At 72.3% G+C, this 17,258-nt stretch carries 16 protein-coding genes and 1 tRNA gene; 9 read left to right on the top strand and 8 right to left on the bottom strand.

All coding sequences use genetic code 11. The features are described 5' to 3' along the window. Window positions 1-86 precede the first annotated feature (86 nt). Window positions 87-1,775, top strand: coding sequence for a S8 family serine peptidase (locus IRY44_RS20575; RefSeq protein WP_194801908.1), 1,689 nt, complete (start codon window positions 87-89; stop codon window positions 1,773-1,775). A 110-nt stretch (window positions 1,776-1,885) separates the two neighbouring features. On the opposite strand, the gene IRY44_RS20570 is transcribed toward IRY44_RS20575, so the two are convergent. Both IRY44_RS20570 and IRY44_RS20565 read right to left on the bottom strand, forming a co-directional pair. Beyond that, window positions 1,886-2,905, bottom strand: a complete 1,020-nt coding sequence (locus IRY44_RS20570; protein WP_194801907.1) for a hypothetical protein — start codon at window positions 2,903-2,905, stop codon at window positions 1,886-1,888. A 360-nt stretch (window positions 2,906-3,265) separates the two neighbouring features. Beyond that, entirely contained in the window at window positions 3,266-3,913 is a 648-nt protein-coding gene (locus tag IRY44_RS20565; RefSeq protein WP_194801906.1) for a helix-turn-helix domain-containing protein, read from the bottom strand. 63 nt (window positions 3,914-3,976) lie between these two features. Here IRY44_RS20565 and cysS point away from each other — a divergent pair, with 63 nt between their 5' ends. Continuing rightward, window positions 3,977-5,392, top strand: a complete 1,416-nt coding sequence (cysS, locus tag IRY44_RS20560; protein WP_194801905.1) for a cysteine--tRNA ligase — start codon at window positions 3,977-3,979, stop codon at window positions 5,390-5,392. After that, window positions 5,392-6,507 carry a 23S rRNA (guanosine(2251)-2'-O)-methyltransferase RlmB gene (gene rlmB / locus IRY44_RS20555; protein WP_194801904.1) on the top strand — a complete coding sequence of 372 codons (1,116 nt, stop codon included), beginning with the start codon at window positions 5,392-5,394 and terminating at the stop codon, window positions 6,505-6,507. The genes cysS and rlmB overlap by 1 nt, the downstream gene beginning before the upstream one ends. 57 nt (window positions 6,508-6,564) lie before the next feature. Here the strand turns inward: rlmB and IRY44_RS20550 are convergent, their stop codons facing one another. After that, entirely contained in the window at window positions 6,565-7,656 is a 1,092-nt protein-coding gene (locus tag IRY44_RS20550; protein WP_194801903.1) for an ABC transporter ATP-binding protein, read from the bottom strand. A 365-nt stretch (window positions 7,657-8,021) separates the two neighbouring features. Here IRY44_RS20550 and IRY44_RS20545 point away from each other — a divergent pair. Further along, a tRNA-Thr gene (locus IRY44_RS20545) sits at window positions 8,022-8,098 on the top strand. A gap of 84 nt (window positions 8,099-8,182) precedes the next feature. Here IRY44_RS20545 and IRY44_RS20540 read toward each other — a convergent pair. Beyond that, window positions 8,183-8,569 (bottom strand): VOC family protein, encoded by a 387-nt coding sequence (locus tag IRY44_RS20540; RefSeq protein ID WP_194801902.1) that lies wholly within the window; start codon window positions 8,567-8,569, stop codon window positions 8,183-8,185. A gap of 166 nt (window positions 8,570-8,735) precedes the next feature. Beyond that, complete coding sequence (locus IRY44_RS20535; RefSeq protein ID WP_194801901.1) at window positions 8,736-9,182, bottom strand: hypothetical protein; 447 nt, start codon at window positions 9,180-9,182, stop codon at window positions 8,736-8,738. Window positions 9,183-9,308: 126 nt separating this feature from the next. Between IRY44_RS20535 and IRY44_RS20530 the strand changes: the two genes are divergently transcribed. Together IRY44_RS20530 and IRY44_RS20525 are read left to right on the top strand one after the other, a co-directional pair. Next, the gene (locus IRY44_RS20530; protein ID WP_194801900.1) at window positions 9,309-9,809 is read left to right on the top strand and encodes a GNAT family N-acetyltransferase; all 501 of its coding nucleotides are present in this window, start codon (window positions 9,309-9,311) and stop codon (window positions 9,807-9,809) included. 38 nt (window positions 9,810-9,847) lie between these two features. After that, window positions 9,848-10,336, top strand: coding sequence for a helix-turn-helix domain-containing protein (locus tag IRY44_RS20525; RefSeq protein ID WP_194801899.1), 489 nt, complete (start codon window positions 9,848-9,850; stop codon window positions 10,334-10,336). Here IRY44_RS20525 and IRY44_RS20520 read toward each other — a convergent pair. Beyond that, complete coding sequence (locus IRY44_RS20520) at window positions 10,305-12,185, bottom strand: hypothetical protein (RefSeq protein WP_194801898.1); 1,881 nt, start codon at window positions 12,183-12,185, stop codon at window positions 10,305-10,307. The genes IRY44_RS20525 and IRY44_RS20520 overlap by 32 nt on opposite strands. A gap of 157 nt (window positions 12,186-12,342) precedes the next feature. Here IRY44_RS20520 and IRY44_RS20515 point away from each other — a divergent pair, with 157 nt between their 5' ends. After that, window positions 12,343-12,762 carry a VOC family protein gene (locus tag IRY44_RS20515; RefSeq protein WP_194801897.1) on the top strand — a complete coding sequence of 140 codons (420 nt, stop codon included), beginning with the start codon at window positions 12,343-12,345 and terminating at the stop codon, window positions 12,760-12,762. Window positions 12,763-12,826: 64 nt separating this feature from the next. Then, window positions 12,827-13,438 (top strand): histidine phosphatase family protein, encoded by a 612-nt coding sequence (locus IRY44_RS20510; protein ID WP_194801896.1) that lies wholly within the window; start codon window positions 12,827-12,829, stop codon window positions 13,436-13,438. Window position 13,439: 1 nt separating this feature from the next. On the opposite strand, the gene IRY44_RS20505 is transcribed toward IRY44_RS20510, so the two are convergent. After that, on the bottom strand, window positions 13,440-14,096 hold the full coding sequence (locus IRY44_RS20505) for a type 1 glutamine amidotransferase domain-containing protein (RefSeq protein ID WP_228532484.1): 657 nt from the start codon (window positions 14,094-14,096) through the stop codon (window positions 13,440-13,442). A gap of 80 nt (window positions 14,097-14,176) precedes the next feature. Beyond that, a complete protein-coding gene (locus tag IRY44_RS20500) occupies window positions 14,177-14,626 on the bottom strand; it encodes a hypothetical protein (RefSeq protein ID WP_194801894.1) in 450 nt (149 codons plus the stop codon). A 170-nt stretch (window positions 14,627-14,796) separates the two neighbouring features. On the opposite strand from IRY44_RS20500, the gene IRY44_RS20495 reads away from it, so the two are divergent. Continuing rightward, a complete protein-coding gene (locus IRY44_RS20495) occupies window positions 14,797-17,196 on the top strand; it encodes a M4 family metallopeptidase (RefSeq protein ID WP_151011532.1) in 2,400 nt (799 codons plus the stop codon). Window positions 17,197-17,258: the final 62 nt, after the last annotated feature.

The raw sequence follows: 17,258 nt of genomic DNA, 5'->3' as shown, positions 1-17,258 counted from the left end.
GCCGCCGATAACGGACGTCGATCTGGCGGAACCGGCTCCCGTGATGTGGGATGACACCACGTCCCTCAACGAGAGGATCTGATGTGGTGAGCAAGCGCTTCACCGTCGGCGCGGTCGCTGCTGCGGCCTCGCTGGCACTCACGGTGACCGGCCTGAGCATCCCGGCGAACGCCGCGCCGTCGGAGTTCCGGACCTTCACCGTGCTGGCCGAGAGCGGCGTCTCCAGTGACGCCGCGGTCGCCGCGATCACCGCCGCCGGTGGCAAGGTCGTCGCCCGCACCGACGACGTCGGCCTGTTCCAGGTCAGAAGCGACCGGGCGGACTTCGCCAGCCGGGCCACCGCGGCCGCTGCGCTGGTCGGCGCGGCCGAGGAGAAGGCGATCGGCCGCAAGCCGAAGCTGGACCGGGTCGAGCAGGAGCACCTGCTGGCCGCCGCGGCGACCAAGGGCAAGGCCGCCAAGGGCAACGGCAAGAAGATGGACCCGCTCGACGACAAGCTCTGGGGTCTGGACATGATCCGGGCCGACAAGGCCCGCAAGATCGAGCCGGGCGACCGCCGCGTCACCGTCGGCATCCTGGACACCGGCGTCGACGCCAGCCAGCCCGACCTGGCGCCGAACTTCAACTGGGCGCTGTCGCGCAACTTCGCCCCGGACATCCCCGAGGTCGACGGCCCGTGCGAGGTGGCGAGCTGCCTCGACCCGGTCGGCACCGACGACGGCGGGCACGGCACGCACGTGGCCGGCACCATCGGCGCCGCCGCGAACGGCTTCGGCCTGTCCGGCGTGGCCCCGAACGTCTCCCTGGTCGAGCTGAAGGGCGGCCAGGACAGCGGCTACTTCTTCCTCAACCCGGTGGTGAACGCCCTGGTGCACGCGGGCCGGTCCGGGCTGGACGTGGTGAACATGTCCTTCTACGTCGACCCGTGGCTCTACAACTGCACCGCCAACCCGGCCGACTCGCCGGAGGCGCAGGCCGAGCAGCGCACCGTCATCGAGGCCATGAAGCGGGCGCTCAACTTCGCGCACCGCAAGGGCGTCACGCTCGTCGGCTCGCTCGGTAACAACCACGAGGACCTGGGCGCACCGCGCACCGACGTGAGCAGCCCGGACTACGGCGCCGACCCGTACCCGCGCCCGATCGACAACGCGACCTGCTGGGACCTGCCGGTCGAGGGCCCGCACGTGATCGGCGTGTCGGCGGTCGGCCCGTCCGGCAAGAAGTCGGACTACTCGAACTACGGCACCGAGCAGATCTCGGTGGCGGCTCCGGGCGGCTGGTTCCGCGACGGCTTCGGCACCGACACGTACCGCACCGACGCCAACATGATCCTCTCCACGTACCCGAAGAAGGTGCTCCAGGAGGAGGGGTCGGTCGACGAGAACGGCGACATCGTCGCCGGCTTCGAGAACTCGGTGTTCAAGCAGTGCACCGCCAAGGGTGAGTGTGGCTACTACACCTACCTGCAGGGCACCTCGATGGCGTCCCCGCACGTCTCGGGCGTGGCGGCGCTGATCGTCAGCAAGCACGGCAAGAAGGAGGGCCGCAACGGCTACGGCATGGCGCCGAACCTGGTCGAGCAGCACCTCTACCGGACGGCGGCCGAGCACGCCTGCCCGGAGCCGCGGCTGCAGAGCTACACCAACGAGGGCCGGGACGCCGAGTTCGACGCGTACTGCGCGGGCTCGCTGAACTTCAACGGCTTCTACGGCTACGGCATCGTCGACGCCTACGCCGCGGTGAAGACCCCGGTCAAGCCCAACGTTCGACCGTAACGACAGTTCCCCCGAGGTGGCGGTGTCCGGAGTTTCCGGACGCCGCCATTTCGGCGTTCCGGTGACCTGCGCAGCTGGTGGCGTGGCGGCTGGTGGGGCGGCGGCCGGTGTCACGGCCGCCACCCCCGGGCCACCAGTGCGGCGCGGATCTCCCGCACCAGGGCGGGGAACTCCTTGCGCAGACGGCGGCCGGTCACGTGCAGCACCAGCCAGCCGGCCGCGACGAACTGGTTGAGCCGCCGCCGGTCGAGGTGCATCCGGTCCGCGTCGGAGTGCCACTGACCGTCGTACTCGACAGCGACCCGGAACTCCGGCCAGGCCAGGTCGGGGTGCAGGATCAGCCCGGTCGGCACCCGCACCGGATACTGGGCCACCGCGCGAGGCAGGCCGGCGAGGACGAGACGGACCCGCAGGTGGGACTCGGGCGGGGACTGGGCCAGCCCGTCGGTCAGGCCGAACACCCAGACCGCCCGCCGCCCACCGGGGCGACAGGCGTTCCGGGCCGCCTCGCTCGCCAGCGCCGACCGGTTCACCGAACCGGTACGCAGCAGCCCGTCGATGATGCCGACCGCCTCCACCGGATCGGCCCAGACCGCAGTCTCCCAAGCGCAGGCGGCCGGCTCGGTGCGTGGCGGAGGCCCGGCCAGGATCATCACCGCGCCGGGGGACGACTCCGCGAACGGGTTCGATGCGGCGGCGGAAGCCGGCGGGACGATCCGGCCGTGCGGTCCGGGCCCCCTTGCGGCGCTGCCGACGGGGACCAGGAGACCGCTGCGTGTGCTCGCCATAGGGGCGTGGTGCACCCGGACACCGGGCTGGGAGTCGGCCCGGACCGTGGCCGGCAGCAGGACGTGCACGTCGTCGGTGAAGCCCGCGGCGTGCTCGACCCCGTGCAGGTAGGCCGCCGACGGACCGGCGATCGCCGCGCCGGGTGGCAGGCGCAGCAGCGCCGCGCGGCAGGCCAGCGCGTGGTCGCGGTCGAGTCGCGCGTCGGCGTAGACGTCCTGCCGGAGCCGGATCCAGGACGCGCCGCGCAGATGATGCCGGGACAGCAGCCCGCGCCGGATCGCTTCCGAGCCCCGGAAGACCTGCCAGGCCAACTCCGGTGGTCGATGAGGATGAGGTGGCATGTGACGAGCGTGGCGGCGCACGGGTCGAGATCGGTACCCCTGTGGACAGTCGCAGCCGTGCCGCCCTACGCGCCCTGTGGACAACCCCCGCACGGCCCTGTCGGCGTGCTATAGCCCTCGGCCTTTCCATGATCCACTCCATCTCGGGGAGGTGGTGGTGTCCGGGGCGTGTTGATCCAGCCACCTCGCCGTGCTGGCGTGGGGGTGTGTGGAGGAGGGCAGGTTCGTGGGCGCGTTCCGGAGGTGTTGAGCTCGCTTGATCGACTCCACTTCGGGGAGGTGGCGGTATCCGGGTCGTTTGATGCAGCCACTTCGCCGATCTGGCGTGAGGACCCGCGAGGACCGGCGAGGGCACGCGGGTCAGGAGAGCGCGGCGGCCACCGCCTCGGCGGCGGCGGTGACCTGGGCGCCGACGTCCGCCACGTCGAGCGGGGTCAGCGACACCACCCCGACGCTGCCCTCCAGACCCGGCACGCCGAGCACCGGCGCCGCCACCCCGTACGCGCCCGACTGGAGCTCGCCGCTTGTGCTCACCGGCCCCGGATCGCCGGCCCGCCCGGCCAGCACCGCCCGGCCGGCGGCCCCCCGCTCCAGCGGGTGCCGGGTACCGGTGCGGTACGCCACGTGGAACGACGTCCAGCTCGGCTCGACCACCGCGAGCGCCACCCCCTCGCCGCCCTCGACCACCGTCAGGTGTGCGGTCGCCCCGGTGCCCTCGGCGAGTCGGCGCAGCGCCGGCAGGGCGCCCTCGGCCAGCAGCGGCTGGGCGCGGCGGGCCAGGTGCAGCACGCCCACGCCGATGCGCAGGCGGCCCTCGCCGTCGCGCCGGAGCATCCCGTGGCTGGTCAGCGCGCCGACCAGCCGGTAGACGGCCGCCCGTCCGATGCCCAGCCGGTGCGCCGCCTCGGTGACCGTCAGCCCGCCCGGCGCGTCCGCGACCAGGTGCAGCAGCCGCAGGCCCCGGTCCAGGGTCTGCGCCGTCTCTCCCGTGCGTGCCGCCGTGTCCACAGCACGCAGCGTACGACCCGGCTCCGGCCAACCCGGAAATGTGCGGACGGCTACCCTTGTGAGGTGACGCTACGCCTGTATGACACCGCCACCCGATCGGTGCGGGACTTCGTCCCGCGGGAAGCCGGCAAGGTGGGGGTCTACCTGTGTGGTCTCACGCTCCAGGCCCCGCCGCACATCGGTCACCTTCGCTCCGGCGTCAACTACGACGTGCTACGCCGCTGGCTGCTCGACAAGGGCTTCGAGGTCACGTTCATCCGCAACCTGACCGACATCGACGACAAGGTCCTGGCCAAGGCGATGGAACAGGACCGGCCGTTCTGGTCGATCGCGTACGCCAACGAGCAGATCCTCACCGCCTCCTACCGGGCGCTGAACGTGCTCCCGCCGACGTACGAGCCGCGGGCCACCGGGCACATCCCGGAGATGCACGAGCTGATCGCCCGGCTGATCGAGACCGGTCACGCCTACCCGGCCACCGACGGCTCCGGCGACGTCTACTTCGACGTGGCCTCCTGGCCCGCGTACGGGTCGCTGTCCGGCCAGTCCCCGGCGGACATGCAACCCGCCGGCGACGCCCCCGACCGGGGCAAGCGGGATCCGCGTGACTTCGCGCTCTGGAAGGGCGCCAAGCCGGGCGAACCGGCCGATGCCTACTGGCCGTCGCCGTGGGGCCGCGGCCGCCCCGGCTGGCACATCGAGTGCTCGGCCATGTGCTGGCGCTACCTGGGCCCCGAGTTCGACATCCACGGCGGCGGGCTCGACCTGACGTTCCCGCACCACGAGAACGAGATCGCCCAGTCGCAGGCCGCCGACCTGCCGTTCGCCCGCTACTGGGTGCACCACGGCCTGCTCGGCATCGGCGGCACCAAGATGGGCAAGTCGCTCGGCAACACGCTCGACCTCGACTACGTGGCCTCGCTCGGCGTGCGCCCGGTGGAGCTGCGCTACTACTACGTCGCCGCGCACTACCGGTCCCGCATCGACTACTCCGAGGACGCGCTCCGCGAGGCCGCCGTGGCGTACCGGCGGATCGAAGGCTTCGTGCAGCGGGCGGCCGAGCGGGTCGGCGGCGGCCGGTCCGGCGACCTGCCGGCCGGCTTCACCGCCGCGATGGACGACGACCTCAACACGTCGGCGGCGCTGGCAGCGCTGCACGAGGTGGTCCGTGACGGCAACACCGCGCTGACCGCCGGTGACGATGTGACCGTCCGCACGACGCTCGCCGCCACCCGGGCGATGCTGGATATCCTCGGCGTCGACCCCCTGGACCCGGCCTGGACCGGCGGCGGCCGCACGGACGACCTGCGCGGCGTGGTGGACTCCCTGATCGCGCTGGCCCTGGAGCAGCGCGCGCAGGCCCGCGGCCGCAAGGACTGGGCCGCCGCCGACGCCGTACGCGACCAGCTCAAGCAGGCCGGCGTGGTCGTCGAGGACACCCCCCAGGGCCCGCGTTGGACTATTGGAGAGCAGGACTGATGGCCGGCAACTCGCAGCGCCGTGGCCGGCGACTGACGCCGAAGGCGGGCGCCCCCAAGGGCACCGGTGGCAAGAACAAGGACTCCCTCGCCGGGCGGGGCCGCACGCTGCCCGCCGACGAGCGGCCGTGGCACAAGGCGTACTCGGGTACCGAGAAGCTGCCCCAGCGCACCGCCTGGAAGCAGGACAAGGAGCGCCGCGCCGCCGCCGAGGAGGGGCGCGCACCCAAGATCGGCCAGCCCGGCACCAAGGACACCACCTGGGGCAAGGGCAGCCGGGCCGGCGTGCCGCTCAAGGGCGGCAAGGGCAAGCCCGCCGGCCGGGGCGGTCCCCGGGTCGCGCCGGGTCGCAAGGCCAACCCGGCGAAGGACAGCCCGGAGCTGCTTGTCGGGCGCAACCCGGTGCTGGAGTCGCTGCGCACCCAGGTGCCCGCGACCGCGCTCTACACCGCGCACGGCATCGACATCGACGACCGGGTCAAGGAGATCGTCCGCACCGCCGCCGACCGGGGCATCGCGATCCTCGAGGTCAGCCGCGCCGAGCTGGACCGGATGACCGGCGGCGTGCTGCACCAGGGCGTCGGCCTCCAGGTGCCGCCGTTCGCCTACGAGCCCTTCGACGACCTGGTCGCCGCCGCGCTGGAACAGGCCGCCCCGCTGCTCGTCGCGCTCGACGGCGTCACCGACCCGCGCAACCTCGGCGCGGTCATCCGGTCGGCCGCCGCGTTCGGCGCGCAGGGTGTCTTCGTACCCGAACGGCGTGCCGCCGGGATCACCGCGACCGCCTGGCGGACCAGCGCCGGCGCGGCCGCGCGCGTGCCCGTCGCCCAGGTCACCAACCTGACCCGGTCGCTCAAGGCATGCAAGGAGGCCGGCTTCGTCGTGGTCGGCCTGGACGCCGACGGACAGACCGACCTGTACGACCTGGAAGCAGCCGTCGGCCCGCTCGTCGTGGTGGTCGGCTCGGAGGGACGCGGGCTGTCCCGCCTGGTCGGGGAGACCTGCGACCTGACCGTCAGCATCCCGATGGTCTCCGACGTGGAGTCGCTCAACGCCAGCGTCGCCGCCGCGGTCACGCTCGCCGAGGTCGCGCGCCGCCGGTCCGTCGAGGCCTGATCGAGAGCAACGGAAAGGGGCGGTCCGCCGTGGCGGGCCGCCCCTTTCTCGCGGACGTCAGATCCGCTGGCCGGTGGCGGCGTGGAAGACGTGGCTGCGGCCGGTACGCGGCTTGACGAACACGGTGTCGCCCATGTTCGGCATGCTGCGCCGGTCGGTGCGGACCACGAACCGCTCGTTGTGGCCCTCCAGCGCGGCGTGGCCGTAGACGTTGGCGTCGGAGCCGAGGTCCTCGACCAGCTCGACCACGACCGGCATGCCGCCCTCGGACGGGCTGACCAGGTCGCAGTCCTCCGGCCGGAAGCCGACGGTGACCTTGCCGTCGCCGCCCTCGGCGCTGGCCGCCTGGACCTGCTCGCGGGTCAGCGGCACGATCATCTCGGCGAACGCGCCGCCCTGCTCGGTCAGCTTCACCGTCTTGATGTTCATGGCGGGGGAGCCCATGAAGCCGGCGACGAAGACGTTGGCCGGGGTGTCGTAGAGCGCCCGCGGGGTGTCCACCTGCTGGAGCACGCCGTCGAGCATGACCGCCACCCGGTGACCCATCGTCATGGCCTCGACCTGGTCGTGGGTGACGTAGACCGTGGTGACGCCCAGCTTCGCCTGCAGCGAGGCGATCTGGGTACGGGTCTGCACGCGCAGCTTGGCGTCGAGGTTCGACAGCGGCTCGTCCATGAGGAAGACCTGCGGCTCGCGGACGATCGCGCGGCCCATGGCGACACGCTGGCGCTGACCACCGGAGAGTGCCTTCGGCTTGCGGCTGAGGAACTCCTCCAGCTGGAGCAGCCCGGCCGCCTCCTTGACCCGCCGGTCGATCTCCGACTTCGAGGTCTTGCGCAGCTTGAGCGCGAACGCCATGTTCTCGTACACCGTCATGTGCGGGTAGAGGGCGTAGTTCTGGAAGACCATCGCGATGTCGCGGGCCTTCGGCGGGAGGTGGGTGACGTCCCGGTCGTCGATGTAGATCGCGCCGTCGTCGACGTCCTCCAGGCCGGCGAGCATCCGGAGGCTGGTGGACTTGCCGCAGCCGGACGGGCCGACCAGGACGAGGAACTCCCCGTCACCGATCTGGAGGTCGAGCTGGTTGACGGCGGGGCGCTCGGTGCCCGGATAGATCCGGGACGCCTTCGAGTAGGTGACCGTAGCCATGATGGAGCGCTTCCTTTCACCGGCAGGAACGTGCCGGACGATCCGAGTGAAGGAGCGACCGGCGCCCAAGGCACCGGCCAACGGGGTCGTCGCTCAGGGCAGCCGGGGCCGGCCGGAGTGTCGTCCGTGTCACTGCACGGTAAACGGCTTTCGCGATCGTGCCAAGACGTAGCGCTCGGGGTGGGATGGACGGCATACGCATAACGGTCAGTCGGGCACGGCGGGGCATCAATCTCCCGCTTGGGAGCGCGACCGAGCGATGATCCATCGGTCGTACCGGTCGGGATGCCGACGTTTTCCGTGCTCGGGAGCCCTGCGAGGCGGGATTTCCGGGGGCAAGTCGCTATGCTGAGCGCGACGCACGCGCCCCTGTAGCTCAGCTGGCCAGAGCACTCGCCTTGTAAGCGAGATGTCGCCGGTTCGATCCCGGCCGGGGGCTCCATTTTCACAAGGTGTTCCGGGGCCCATGTCGCCGCGGGACGCCGGGCTCCGTCAGCAGCGACACGACGGCGTGCCGCACGAGCGGTCAGGCGGGCCCACGGCTGTCGGCACCTGCGGGCTCCCAGAGCTGCACCACGTTGCCCTCCGGGTCTCGCAGGCTCGCGAACCTGCCGTTCGGATACTCCTCGGGGTCCACCTCGACGTCGATACCCGCACCGCGCAGTTGGTCGATCATCGCGTCCAGGTCCGCGACCCGGAAGTTGAGCGACCAGGAGTGTTCGGGGCCGCCGAAGTGCTCGGAGTCCGCCGGCATGGCCGCCAGGACGGTAGGGCCGGGTTTCTGCCACCAGGAAGACACGTCGTAGGACTCCGGTGCCAGGTCGACCCCGAGGTGCGTGGCGTACCAGTGGTTGATCCGGTCCGGGTCGTGGGCCCGGAAGAAGACGCCGCCGATACCCGTCACGCGTTCCATGATCTTCTCCCCCGCTGGGCGCTGTCAGGCTGAGCCTGCCGGATTCAGGCTAGAGAGAGCCCTGGCATCTGACGAGCAGCCATTCCGGCGAGCAGGAGCGAGAAGTCGCGGAGGTCGATGCCACGCGGACCGAGAGGCACTCGCCACGGCGCTCGGCCACTAATGGTCAGTCCCAGAAGTTGAACAGCAGCTCGCCGACGGTGGCCGGTGTCCAGTAGCCGATCTGGTCGTGTTCGGCGCGGTCGAGGGCGCTCAGGTCGGCCTGCGACAGCGGGATCCCTAGCTGATCGGCGGTGAGGACCCGGGCGTCGGACAGGGTGGCAAGGACAGGGGCGAGGCCGGGATGGTCGACGAACGTCACGGTGGCGTCGCCGACGGCTCGCGGGCGGGCGAAGGCGATGAACGGCACGGTGACGTGCCGCAGCACCGCGACGTGGTGCCGGGCAGCGGCGATGCCGACGGTGTGGAAGCTGGGTGTGACGCCGGCGGGGGTCACGCCGGCGATGGTGGCACCGAGGGCGCGGGCGGCGTGGTGACAGACGGCGGTGAAGGCCCTGACGTCCGCTCGTCCGCCGGGTGCGTGGAAGCCGGTGGCCCCGGGCGGCAGTCTCATGGTCGGGCTCCCTGGTCGTCGCGGCCGGTGCAGGCTATCCGGCGCCGGCGTGGAGGCCCGGCCACCCGACCCCGCCCACGCCGGATATCGATTGCCTGCTCGGGATGCCTGCGCCACCCTCTCCGCATGCTTGAGACGCGCGTCCTCGGCGAGGACGACTGGAAGGTGTGGCGGGAGCTGCGGCTCGCCGCGCTCACCGAGGCCGGGTACGCCTTCGGTGCCCAGCTGGCGGACTGGCAGGGCGACGGTGACCGCGAGGAACGCTGGCGCGGGCGGCTGGCCGTCCCCGGCTCGTACAACATCGTGGTGCTGCTCGACGGGCAACCGGTCGGGATGGCCAGCGGGATGCCGACCGAGCACGACGGGGTCGTCGAGCTGATCTCGATGTACGTGGCACCCGGGGGACGCGGCCGGGGCGTGGGCGACCACCTCGTCCGGGCGGTCGAGCAGTGGGCCCGGCTGGCAGGCGCGCGGACGCTGCGGCTCGCCGTGGCGGAGGGCAACCCGAACGCGTGGGCCCTCTACCTGCGCAACGGCTTCCGGGACACCGGCGACGTCGGCGGCCTGATGCCCGACGGCGTGCGCCGCGAGCACATCATGACCAAGAGCCTCGCGAACGAGCCGTAGGGGCGGGAGGCGCGGGCCGCGCAGTAGGCTGACCAGCGATGAGTCGCGCCGTCGAGGAGTCCAACCGGGCGATGCTGCGCGCCCGGGACGCGATGGACCGGGCGTACGCGCAGCCGCTGGACATTCCCGCGCTGGCCCGGATCGCGTACGTCTCGGAGGCGCACTTCATCCGTACCTTCCGGGCCACGTTCGGCGAGACACCGCACCGCTACCTGCAACGCCGCCGGGTGGAACGCGCCATGTACCTGCTGGTAGGCACCGACGAGCCGGTCACGGAGATCTGCCAGCTGGTCGGCTTCGGCAGTCTGGGCACGTTCAGCCGGACGTTCCACGGCATCGTCGGTGAGTCGCCGTCGGCCTACCGGCGCCGCAAGACCGCGCCGACCGGCGTCCCGGGCTGCTTCACCAAGGCCTGGATGCGCCCGAGCAGCACCGCGGGCGAGCCGGCCACCGCCGCCAAGCCGGCCACGGCGGGCAAGAAGCCAGCCGCCGTGCTCAGCGCCCCCGCACCTGCCGCCGCACGATGACCCAGAGCCGGTCGCCGAGCCGGCTGCGCCGTACCCAGCGCAATCCGGCCAGCCGGCTCTTCGCCGGCGTACGCGGGCGCGGCGGCGCGGTGACCCGGGCGTAGGTGGCACCTGTCGACGGCCTGGTGAAGCCGGGCTCCAGCCGTTCGGAGGCGACCGCCAGCGCGGTGAACTGGGCGAGCACGCGGGGATCGGGCCGGCCGCCTCGGGCGGCGGTACGCAGATCCCGCTCCACGACCGGCCGCCGGATCAGCTCGGTGAGCGGCCCGTGGACGGTGTCCAGCAGGTCGGAGACGGCGGCGACGCCGTCGCCCTCCCAGATCCGGGTGGCCCGGGACGGCCCGGTGGCGGCGCTGACGAACGGCACGTCCGCCCACTCCGGTACGAGCCGGGCGATCAGCGCGGTGTGCGGCAGCCGTGCCCGCTTCTCGGCCGCGGTGAACGCGAAGCTGGCCGCGACGAAGCCCGGCGCCAGGAACGGGGTGACCATCCCGGTGGTGTACGCGGAGGTGCACCACCGGCGCATCCGCTCGACCAGGTAGAGGTAGTCGATCAGGTGCTCGTCGCGGAGGCCGATGTCGCGGGCGTGGGCCAGCAGGGCGGTGACCCGGTCCCGTTCGGTGGCAAGTGCCTCCGGTGACACCGCGGCGTTCGGCACGCCCGCCAGCAGCTTGGTCAGGCCCGCCTGCTCCGGGGTGGGCGCCGGGTCGGCGTCGGCCCGGGGATACCAGTAGCCGACGACCAGTTCGCCTGCCGCGCCGGTGAGGCTCGGCGCGCGTACCACCTCGGGCAGCCGGGTGCGCACGGCCGGCCGGGCCAGGTAGTTCGACGGGAACTGGTGGTCGTGCAGCGCGGCGAGCCGTCGCGCTCGTTCCCGGAGGCCGACGCCGAGGACGGCGGCCGGGGGAGCGGCCGGCACGAGGCGGTGCGGCAGCTCCAGGCCGCGCCGGTCCCGCACGAGCCGGACCAGCTCGCGGGCCACGTCGCCCTCGGCGGCGGTGTCGTCGTTCGTGGCCAGGTTCGGCGTACGGCCGGCGGCGACGAGCGTCGCGGCGATGAGCCGGGAGTCCTTCCCACCGGAGAGGCCGAGCGTCACCTCACCGTCGTGCAGCCGGTGCAGGCCGGCGACGGCCCGGGTCAGCGCGTCGGCGGCCCGGTCCAGCCGCTCGCCGAGCGGCCGGTCCCGGTCGGTGAGGCCGCTGCGGACCACGTCGTCGGTGGCGTACCGGATCTCGCTGGTGAGCTGCCAGCCGCCGTCGGCGCGGCGGCGGCCGGTGATCCGCTCGCCCGGCCGCAGCAGCCGGATGTCGGCGAGCGGGGAGAGGTCGCCGCCGAAGTGGCCGGTGAGCAGGTACGACGACCAGCCGGCCGGGTCGGGGCGGGCCTCGCCGTGCAGGAAGGCGGCGAGCAGGCCGGGCCGGGTGCACCAGGCGGTGACGCCGTCGGCGGTGCCGGTGAACACGCGGGCCATGCCGAGCCAGTCCTGTTGCAGGGCGAGGCGGTCGTGGCCGAGGGCGAGCAGCGCGAACGGCGGTACGACGTCGCGGTGCACGTCCGCGCCGGTGAGCAGGTGGCGGGCGAGCGTCACCGGGTCGTCGCCGTCGACGCCGACCGGGATGCCCACCGAGACGGCGGTGACGTCGTCGTCGCCGGCGACGGGCGGCCACCGGTAGCCGCCCGGGTCGGAGGGGTGCAGCACCAGCACCCCCGAGTCGGTGCCGCCGAGGTGCCGGCGGTGCCAGCTCTCCGGCACCAGCTCGGCGGCGGCGCTGTGGAACCGGGCGACGGCGGCGTCACCACGGGACCGCGGGAGGGCGCTCGTGGCGGCCCAGGCCAACATCAACTGCATCGACTTCCCCCGATGTCGTCGCGAAGACGTTAACAGCGGGTGACGAGGTGGTGTCCCCGTCTGGACAAACGACGCAAGCCGGACCAGGGTGCCGGGCCGCAGGACTGCGCGGTTTTGGATAAGCAGCAGGCCGGGGCGCTGCTCTAGCGTCGTCGGCATGACGATGCTTTCGACTTCCCGCTCCCAGATCTACGTGCTCGACCAGGACGAGGCGCTCGACTTCTACGTCGGCAAGCTCGGCCTGGAGGTCAGCCTCGACCAGGATCTCGGTTTCATGCGCTGGCTCACCGTGCACGTGCCCGGCGACGCGGGCCGGGAGATCCTGCTGGAGAAGCCGGGCCCGCCGGCGCTGGACCCGAAGACCGCCGAGCAGGTCCGGGAACTGCTCACCAAGGGCGCCGCGGGCGGGTTCCTGTTCTTCACCACCGACGACGCGCACAAGACGTACGCGGACCTGGTCGCGAAGGGCGTCGAGGTGACCGACGAGCCGACCGACCAGCCGTACGGCATCGACTTCGGCATCCGCGACCCCTTCGGCAACCGCATCCGGATCGGGCAGATGCGCCAGGGGCAGTGAGCGGCGGGCCATCCGGACGGCGGGCGGCGGGCTAGTCTCGCGGTCCCCGACCGTGGAGGTGCCGATGCCCAGCCGCCTGCTCTACCTGGTCCGTCACGGCGAGCAGGACCGGCCGGAGGAGGAGGCGGACACCGGGCTGTCGGAGCGAGGGCGGCGGCAGGCGACGCTGCTGGGCGAGCGGCTGCGCGGCACGCGCTTCGCCGCCGTGCATCATGGGCCGGCCCGCCGGGCCGCGGAGACCGCCGCGCTGGTCGCGGCGTCGCTGCCAGATGTTCCGGTACGCGAGGACGACCGCGCCGGCGACCACATGCCGCACGACACCGACCCGGCCGGCCTGCCGGAGTCGTACGCGGCGTTCCTGGCCGGTTTCTCCGAGCGGGAGCGGCGCGCCGGACCGCGCGTGACAGCGGAGGCGGTGGCGCGGTTCGCCGCCGCCCCCGCGGAGGGTGACGTACGCGAGCTGGTCGTCACCCACAACTTCCTGGTCGCGTGGCTGGTGCTGCACGCGGTGGACGCGCCGGCGCGCCGGTGGATCGGGCTGAACCAGCAGAACTGCGGGCTGACGGTGATCCGCTACAGCTCGGGCGGCCCGCCGGCGCTCATCGCGTTCAACGACGTCGCCCACCTGCCGCCCGAGCTGCGTGCCACCGGCCTGCCCGACGACTACCGGATCTGACTCAGGCGATCAGCTTCACCACGGCGTCGGCCACGGCGCGGGCGGACTGCGGGTTCTGGCCGGTCACCAGCCGCCCGTCGACCACCACGTGCTCGGTGAAGTCCGGCGCCGGTACGTGCTGCGCGCCCGCCTCGCCGAGCTTGTCGGCGAGCAGGAACGGCACCTCGTCGGTGAGGCCGACGGCCGCCTCCTCGCTGTTCGTGAACCCGGCCACCCGCTTGCCGGCGATCAGCCGGGAGCCGTCGGTGAGGGTGAGGTTCACCAGCGCCGACGGGCCGTGGCAGACGGCGGCCACCACGCCGCCGCGCTCGTACACCGAGCGGGCGATCCGGGCCAGGTCGGGGTCGTCGGGGAAGTCCCACATGGTGCCGTGGCCGCCGGCGAAGAGGATCACGTCGTACCCGGCCGGGTCGACGTCGGCGGCCTTCGGGGTGTCGGTGACGCCGGCGGTGGCGAGGAAGTCGTTCTGGGTGCTGTCGTTCTCGTCCCGCCCGTCTACGGGCGGCTCCCCGCCGGCCACGGAGACGAGGTCGACGTCGTACCCGGCGGCCCGGAACACCTCCCACGGCTCGGCGGCCTCGCCGACGTAGTAGCCGGTCGAGCGGCCGGTGCGGCCCAGCTCGGAGTGACTGGTCAGGGCGATGAGTGCGCGAGTCATGCCTTCCATGCTGGCCCGGCCGCCCGCCGGCCGGCCATAGGCCGATGTCACAGCCGGAACGGGTTTGAAATCGGGCCGGGTCAGCCGGTGGCGCCGTTGATCAGGTCCACCACCTGCGCGGTGACGGCCGGCGGCGTGGTCTCCGGCGGGCAGTCGACGTAGCCGACCTGGTTCGGCCCGATGGTGAGCCGATAGGTGAACGCGTCGGCGCACATGGTCGGCGGGACGGTGGCGGCGGCCTCGGCGGCCAGCCGGGGGTCGGCCGCGAGTTGCCGCAGCCGGGTGAGCTTCTCCGCGCCGAGTTGTCCCTCGTGGGAGGCGCCGGCGCGGTCGGTCCTCGTCCAGTGGCCGTCCGGCCCGACCCGGACGGTGTCGGACAGCCCGGCGATGCCTCCCGACTTCTCGAGCACGACCTCGGAGACGAGCGGCGGGGGCCCGTCCGTGACGACGGGTGGCGCGTCGGTGCGGGCGCAGCCGGCGAGCGGGAGGAGAAGGGCGGCGACGGCCGCCGCGGCGGAGGCAGCTCTCATACCCGATCGGACGCGCGACGGGACCACCCGGTTCCGGCCCACCGGTCCTCCTCATCCGTTCGGTCAATGTCTCCGGCGGGTTCTCGCCAGCCTCTTTCACGTTCTTCGATGTATCGCTATATCTACATCAGTGACTACCCCCGTCACAACTTCGCCTTCCAGGAGGGCCCGTGAAAAGATCCGTCGCCGCCGTCAGCGCAGCGCTGCTCACCAGCGGCGTGCTGGCCTGCGTCACCACCTCGGCGCAAGCGGCAGCGCCAACCGCCCCCAGCCCCGAGACCTCGGCCGCAGCCAAGGCCGCGAGCCTGCTGCGCGCCAACCCCGGCGTCGTCCAGGGCGCCGGCGGTGAGGCCTATCAGGCCGTCCGCACCAAGGTCGACCCCTCCGGGGCCGCGCACACCCGGTACAGCCGCACCTACCAGGGTCTCCGCGTGTACGGCGGTGACTTCGTCATCCACACCGCCCCGAACGGCACCCTGACCAGCGCGTCGGTCAGCCTCTCCGCCCCGCTGACGCTGAGCACCACCGCGAAGGTCGGCGCGGACGCGGCCAAGGCCAGCGCCCGCAAGACGTTCTCCGGTTCGCTCACCTCGGTCGGCGCGCCGGAGCTGTTCGTCGACGCCAGCAGCGGCAAGGGCCGCCTCGCCTGGGAGACCGTCGCGACGGGCTGGAAGGCGGACAAGCAGACGCCGTCGAAGCTGCACGTCATCACCGACGCCACCACCGGCAAGGTGATCGGCTCGTACGACGAGATCGAGACGGTGGCCGGCACCGGCCAGGGCATCTACACCGGCTCGGTCACCATCGACACGACGCTGAGCGGCAGCACGTACCAGATGATCGACCCGGTACGCGGCAACGGCCGTACCTGCGACATGAACAACGGGACCTCCACCTGCACCACGTTCACCGACGCGGACAACGCGTGGGGCAACGGCGCCACCTCGAACCGGCAGTCGGCCGCGGTGGACGCCCACTTCGGCGCCGCCAAGACGTTCGACTACTTCAAGAACGTGCACGGCCGCAACGGCATCTTCGGCAACGGCCAGGGCGTGCCGAGCCGGGTGCACTACGGCAACAACTACGTCAACGCGTACTGGGATGGCTCCCAGATGACCTACGGCGACGGCTCGGGCAACTCCCGCCCGCTGGTCTCGCTGGACGTGGCCGGGCACGAGATGAGCCACGGCGTCACCGAGGCGCTGGCCGGGCTGGTCTACTCCGGTGAGTCCGGTGGCCTCAACGAGTCCACCAGCGACATCTTCGGCAACATGGTGGAGTTCTACGCCGCCGCGCCGAGCGACCCGGGCGACTACCAGGTCGGCGAGAAGATCAACATCAACGGCAACGGTACGCCGCTGCGCTACATGTACAACCCGTCGCTGGACGGCTCGTCCGACTCCTGCTGGTCCACCAGCACGAAGAACAAGGACGTGCACTACTCCTCCGGTGTCGGCAACCACTTCTTCTTCAACCTCGCCGAGGGCACCGGCGCCACCGCGTACGGCACCTCGCCGGTCTGCGGCTCGGCTCCCGCGGTGACCGGCATCGGCCGCGCCAAGGCGGAGAAGATCTGGTACCGGGCGCTCGACGTGTACTTCACCTCGAACACCTCGTACGTCAACACCAGCAACCCGGCCAACACCGCCCGCGCGTACACCCTGCGGGCCGCGACCGACCTGTACGGCAACTGCTCCACCGAGTACAAGACCGTCCAGGCCGCGTGGACCGCGGTGAACGTGGCCGGCAACGACGCGCCCTGCAGCTCGACCGGCAACGACTTCTCCGTCTCGCTCTCGCCGACCTCCGGGTCGGTCACCGCGGGTGGATCGGCCTCCGCCACCGTCGCCACGTCCACCACCAGCGGCACCGCGCAGACCGTGACGTTCTCCGCGTCCGGCCTGCCGACCGGCGCCACCGCGTCGTTCAGCCCCACCTCGGTGACCTCGGGCGGCTCGTCCACGCTCACCGTCTCCACCAGCTCCAGCACCCCGGCCGGCACCTACTCGGTGACCGTCACCGGCAGCGCGGCGTCGGGCACGAAGACCGCCACGTACTCGCTCACCGTGAGCAGCGTCGGCGGCGGCTGCACCGGCGCCGGCCAGAAGCTCGGCAACCCCGGCTTCGAGTCCGGCAACACGGTCTGGGCCACCACCTCCGGCGTCATCGGCCAGTACGGCTCGCAGGGCCAGCCGACCCGCACCGGTACGTGGAACGCGTGGCTCAACGGCTACGGCAGCACCCGCACCGACACGCTGTCGCAGTCGGTGAGCCTGCCGAGCGGCTGCTCCGCGTACTCCCTCTCGTTCTGGCTGCACATCGACTCGGCCGAGAGCACCACCAGCGTCCAGTACGACAAGCTGAACGTGCAGGTGCTCAACTCGTCCGGCTCGGTGCTGGCCACGCTGGCGACCTACTCGAACCTGAACAAGGCCAGCGGCTACAGCCAGAAGTCGTTCAACCTGGCGGCGTACGCCGGGCAGACCGTCACGCTGAAGTTCACCGGCACCGAGGACAGCTCGCTGCAGACCTCGTTCGTGATCGACGACACCGCGCTCAACGTCTCCTGACCTGACCGCCGATCCCGGGGCCCGGCGACCACCCACTCGGGTGGTCGGCGGGCCCCGCCCGT

The organism is Micromonospora sp. ANENR4, assembly GCF_015354395.1.
GTDB lineage: Bacteria > Actinomycetota > Actinomycetes > Mycobacteriales > Micromonosporaceae > Micromonospora > Micromonospora aurantiaca.
Note: the sequence above shows the minus strand (reverse complement) of the source record. Positions and strands in the feature narration are given on the sequence as shown.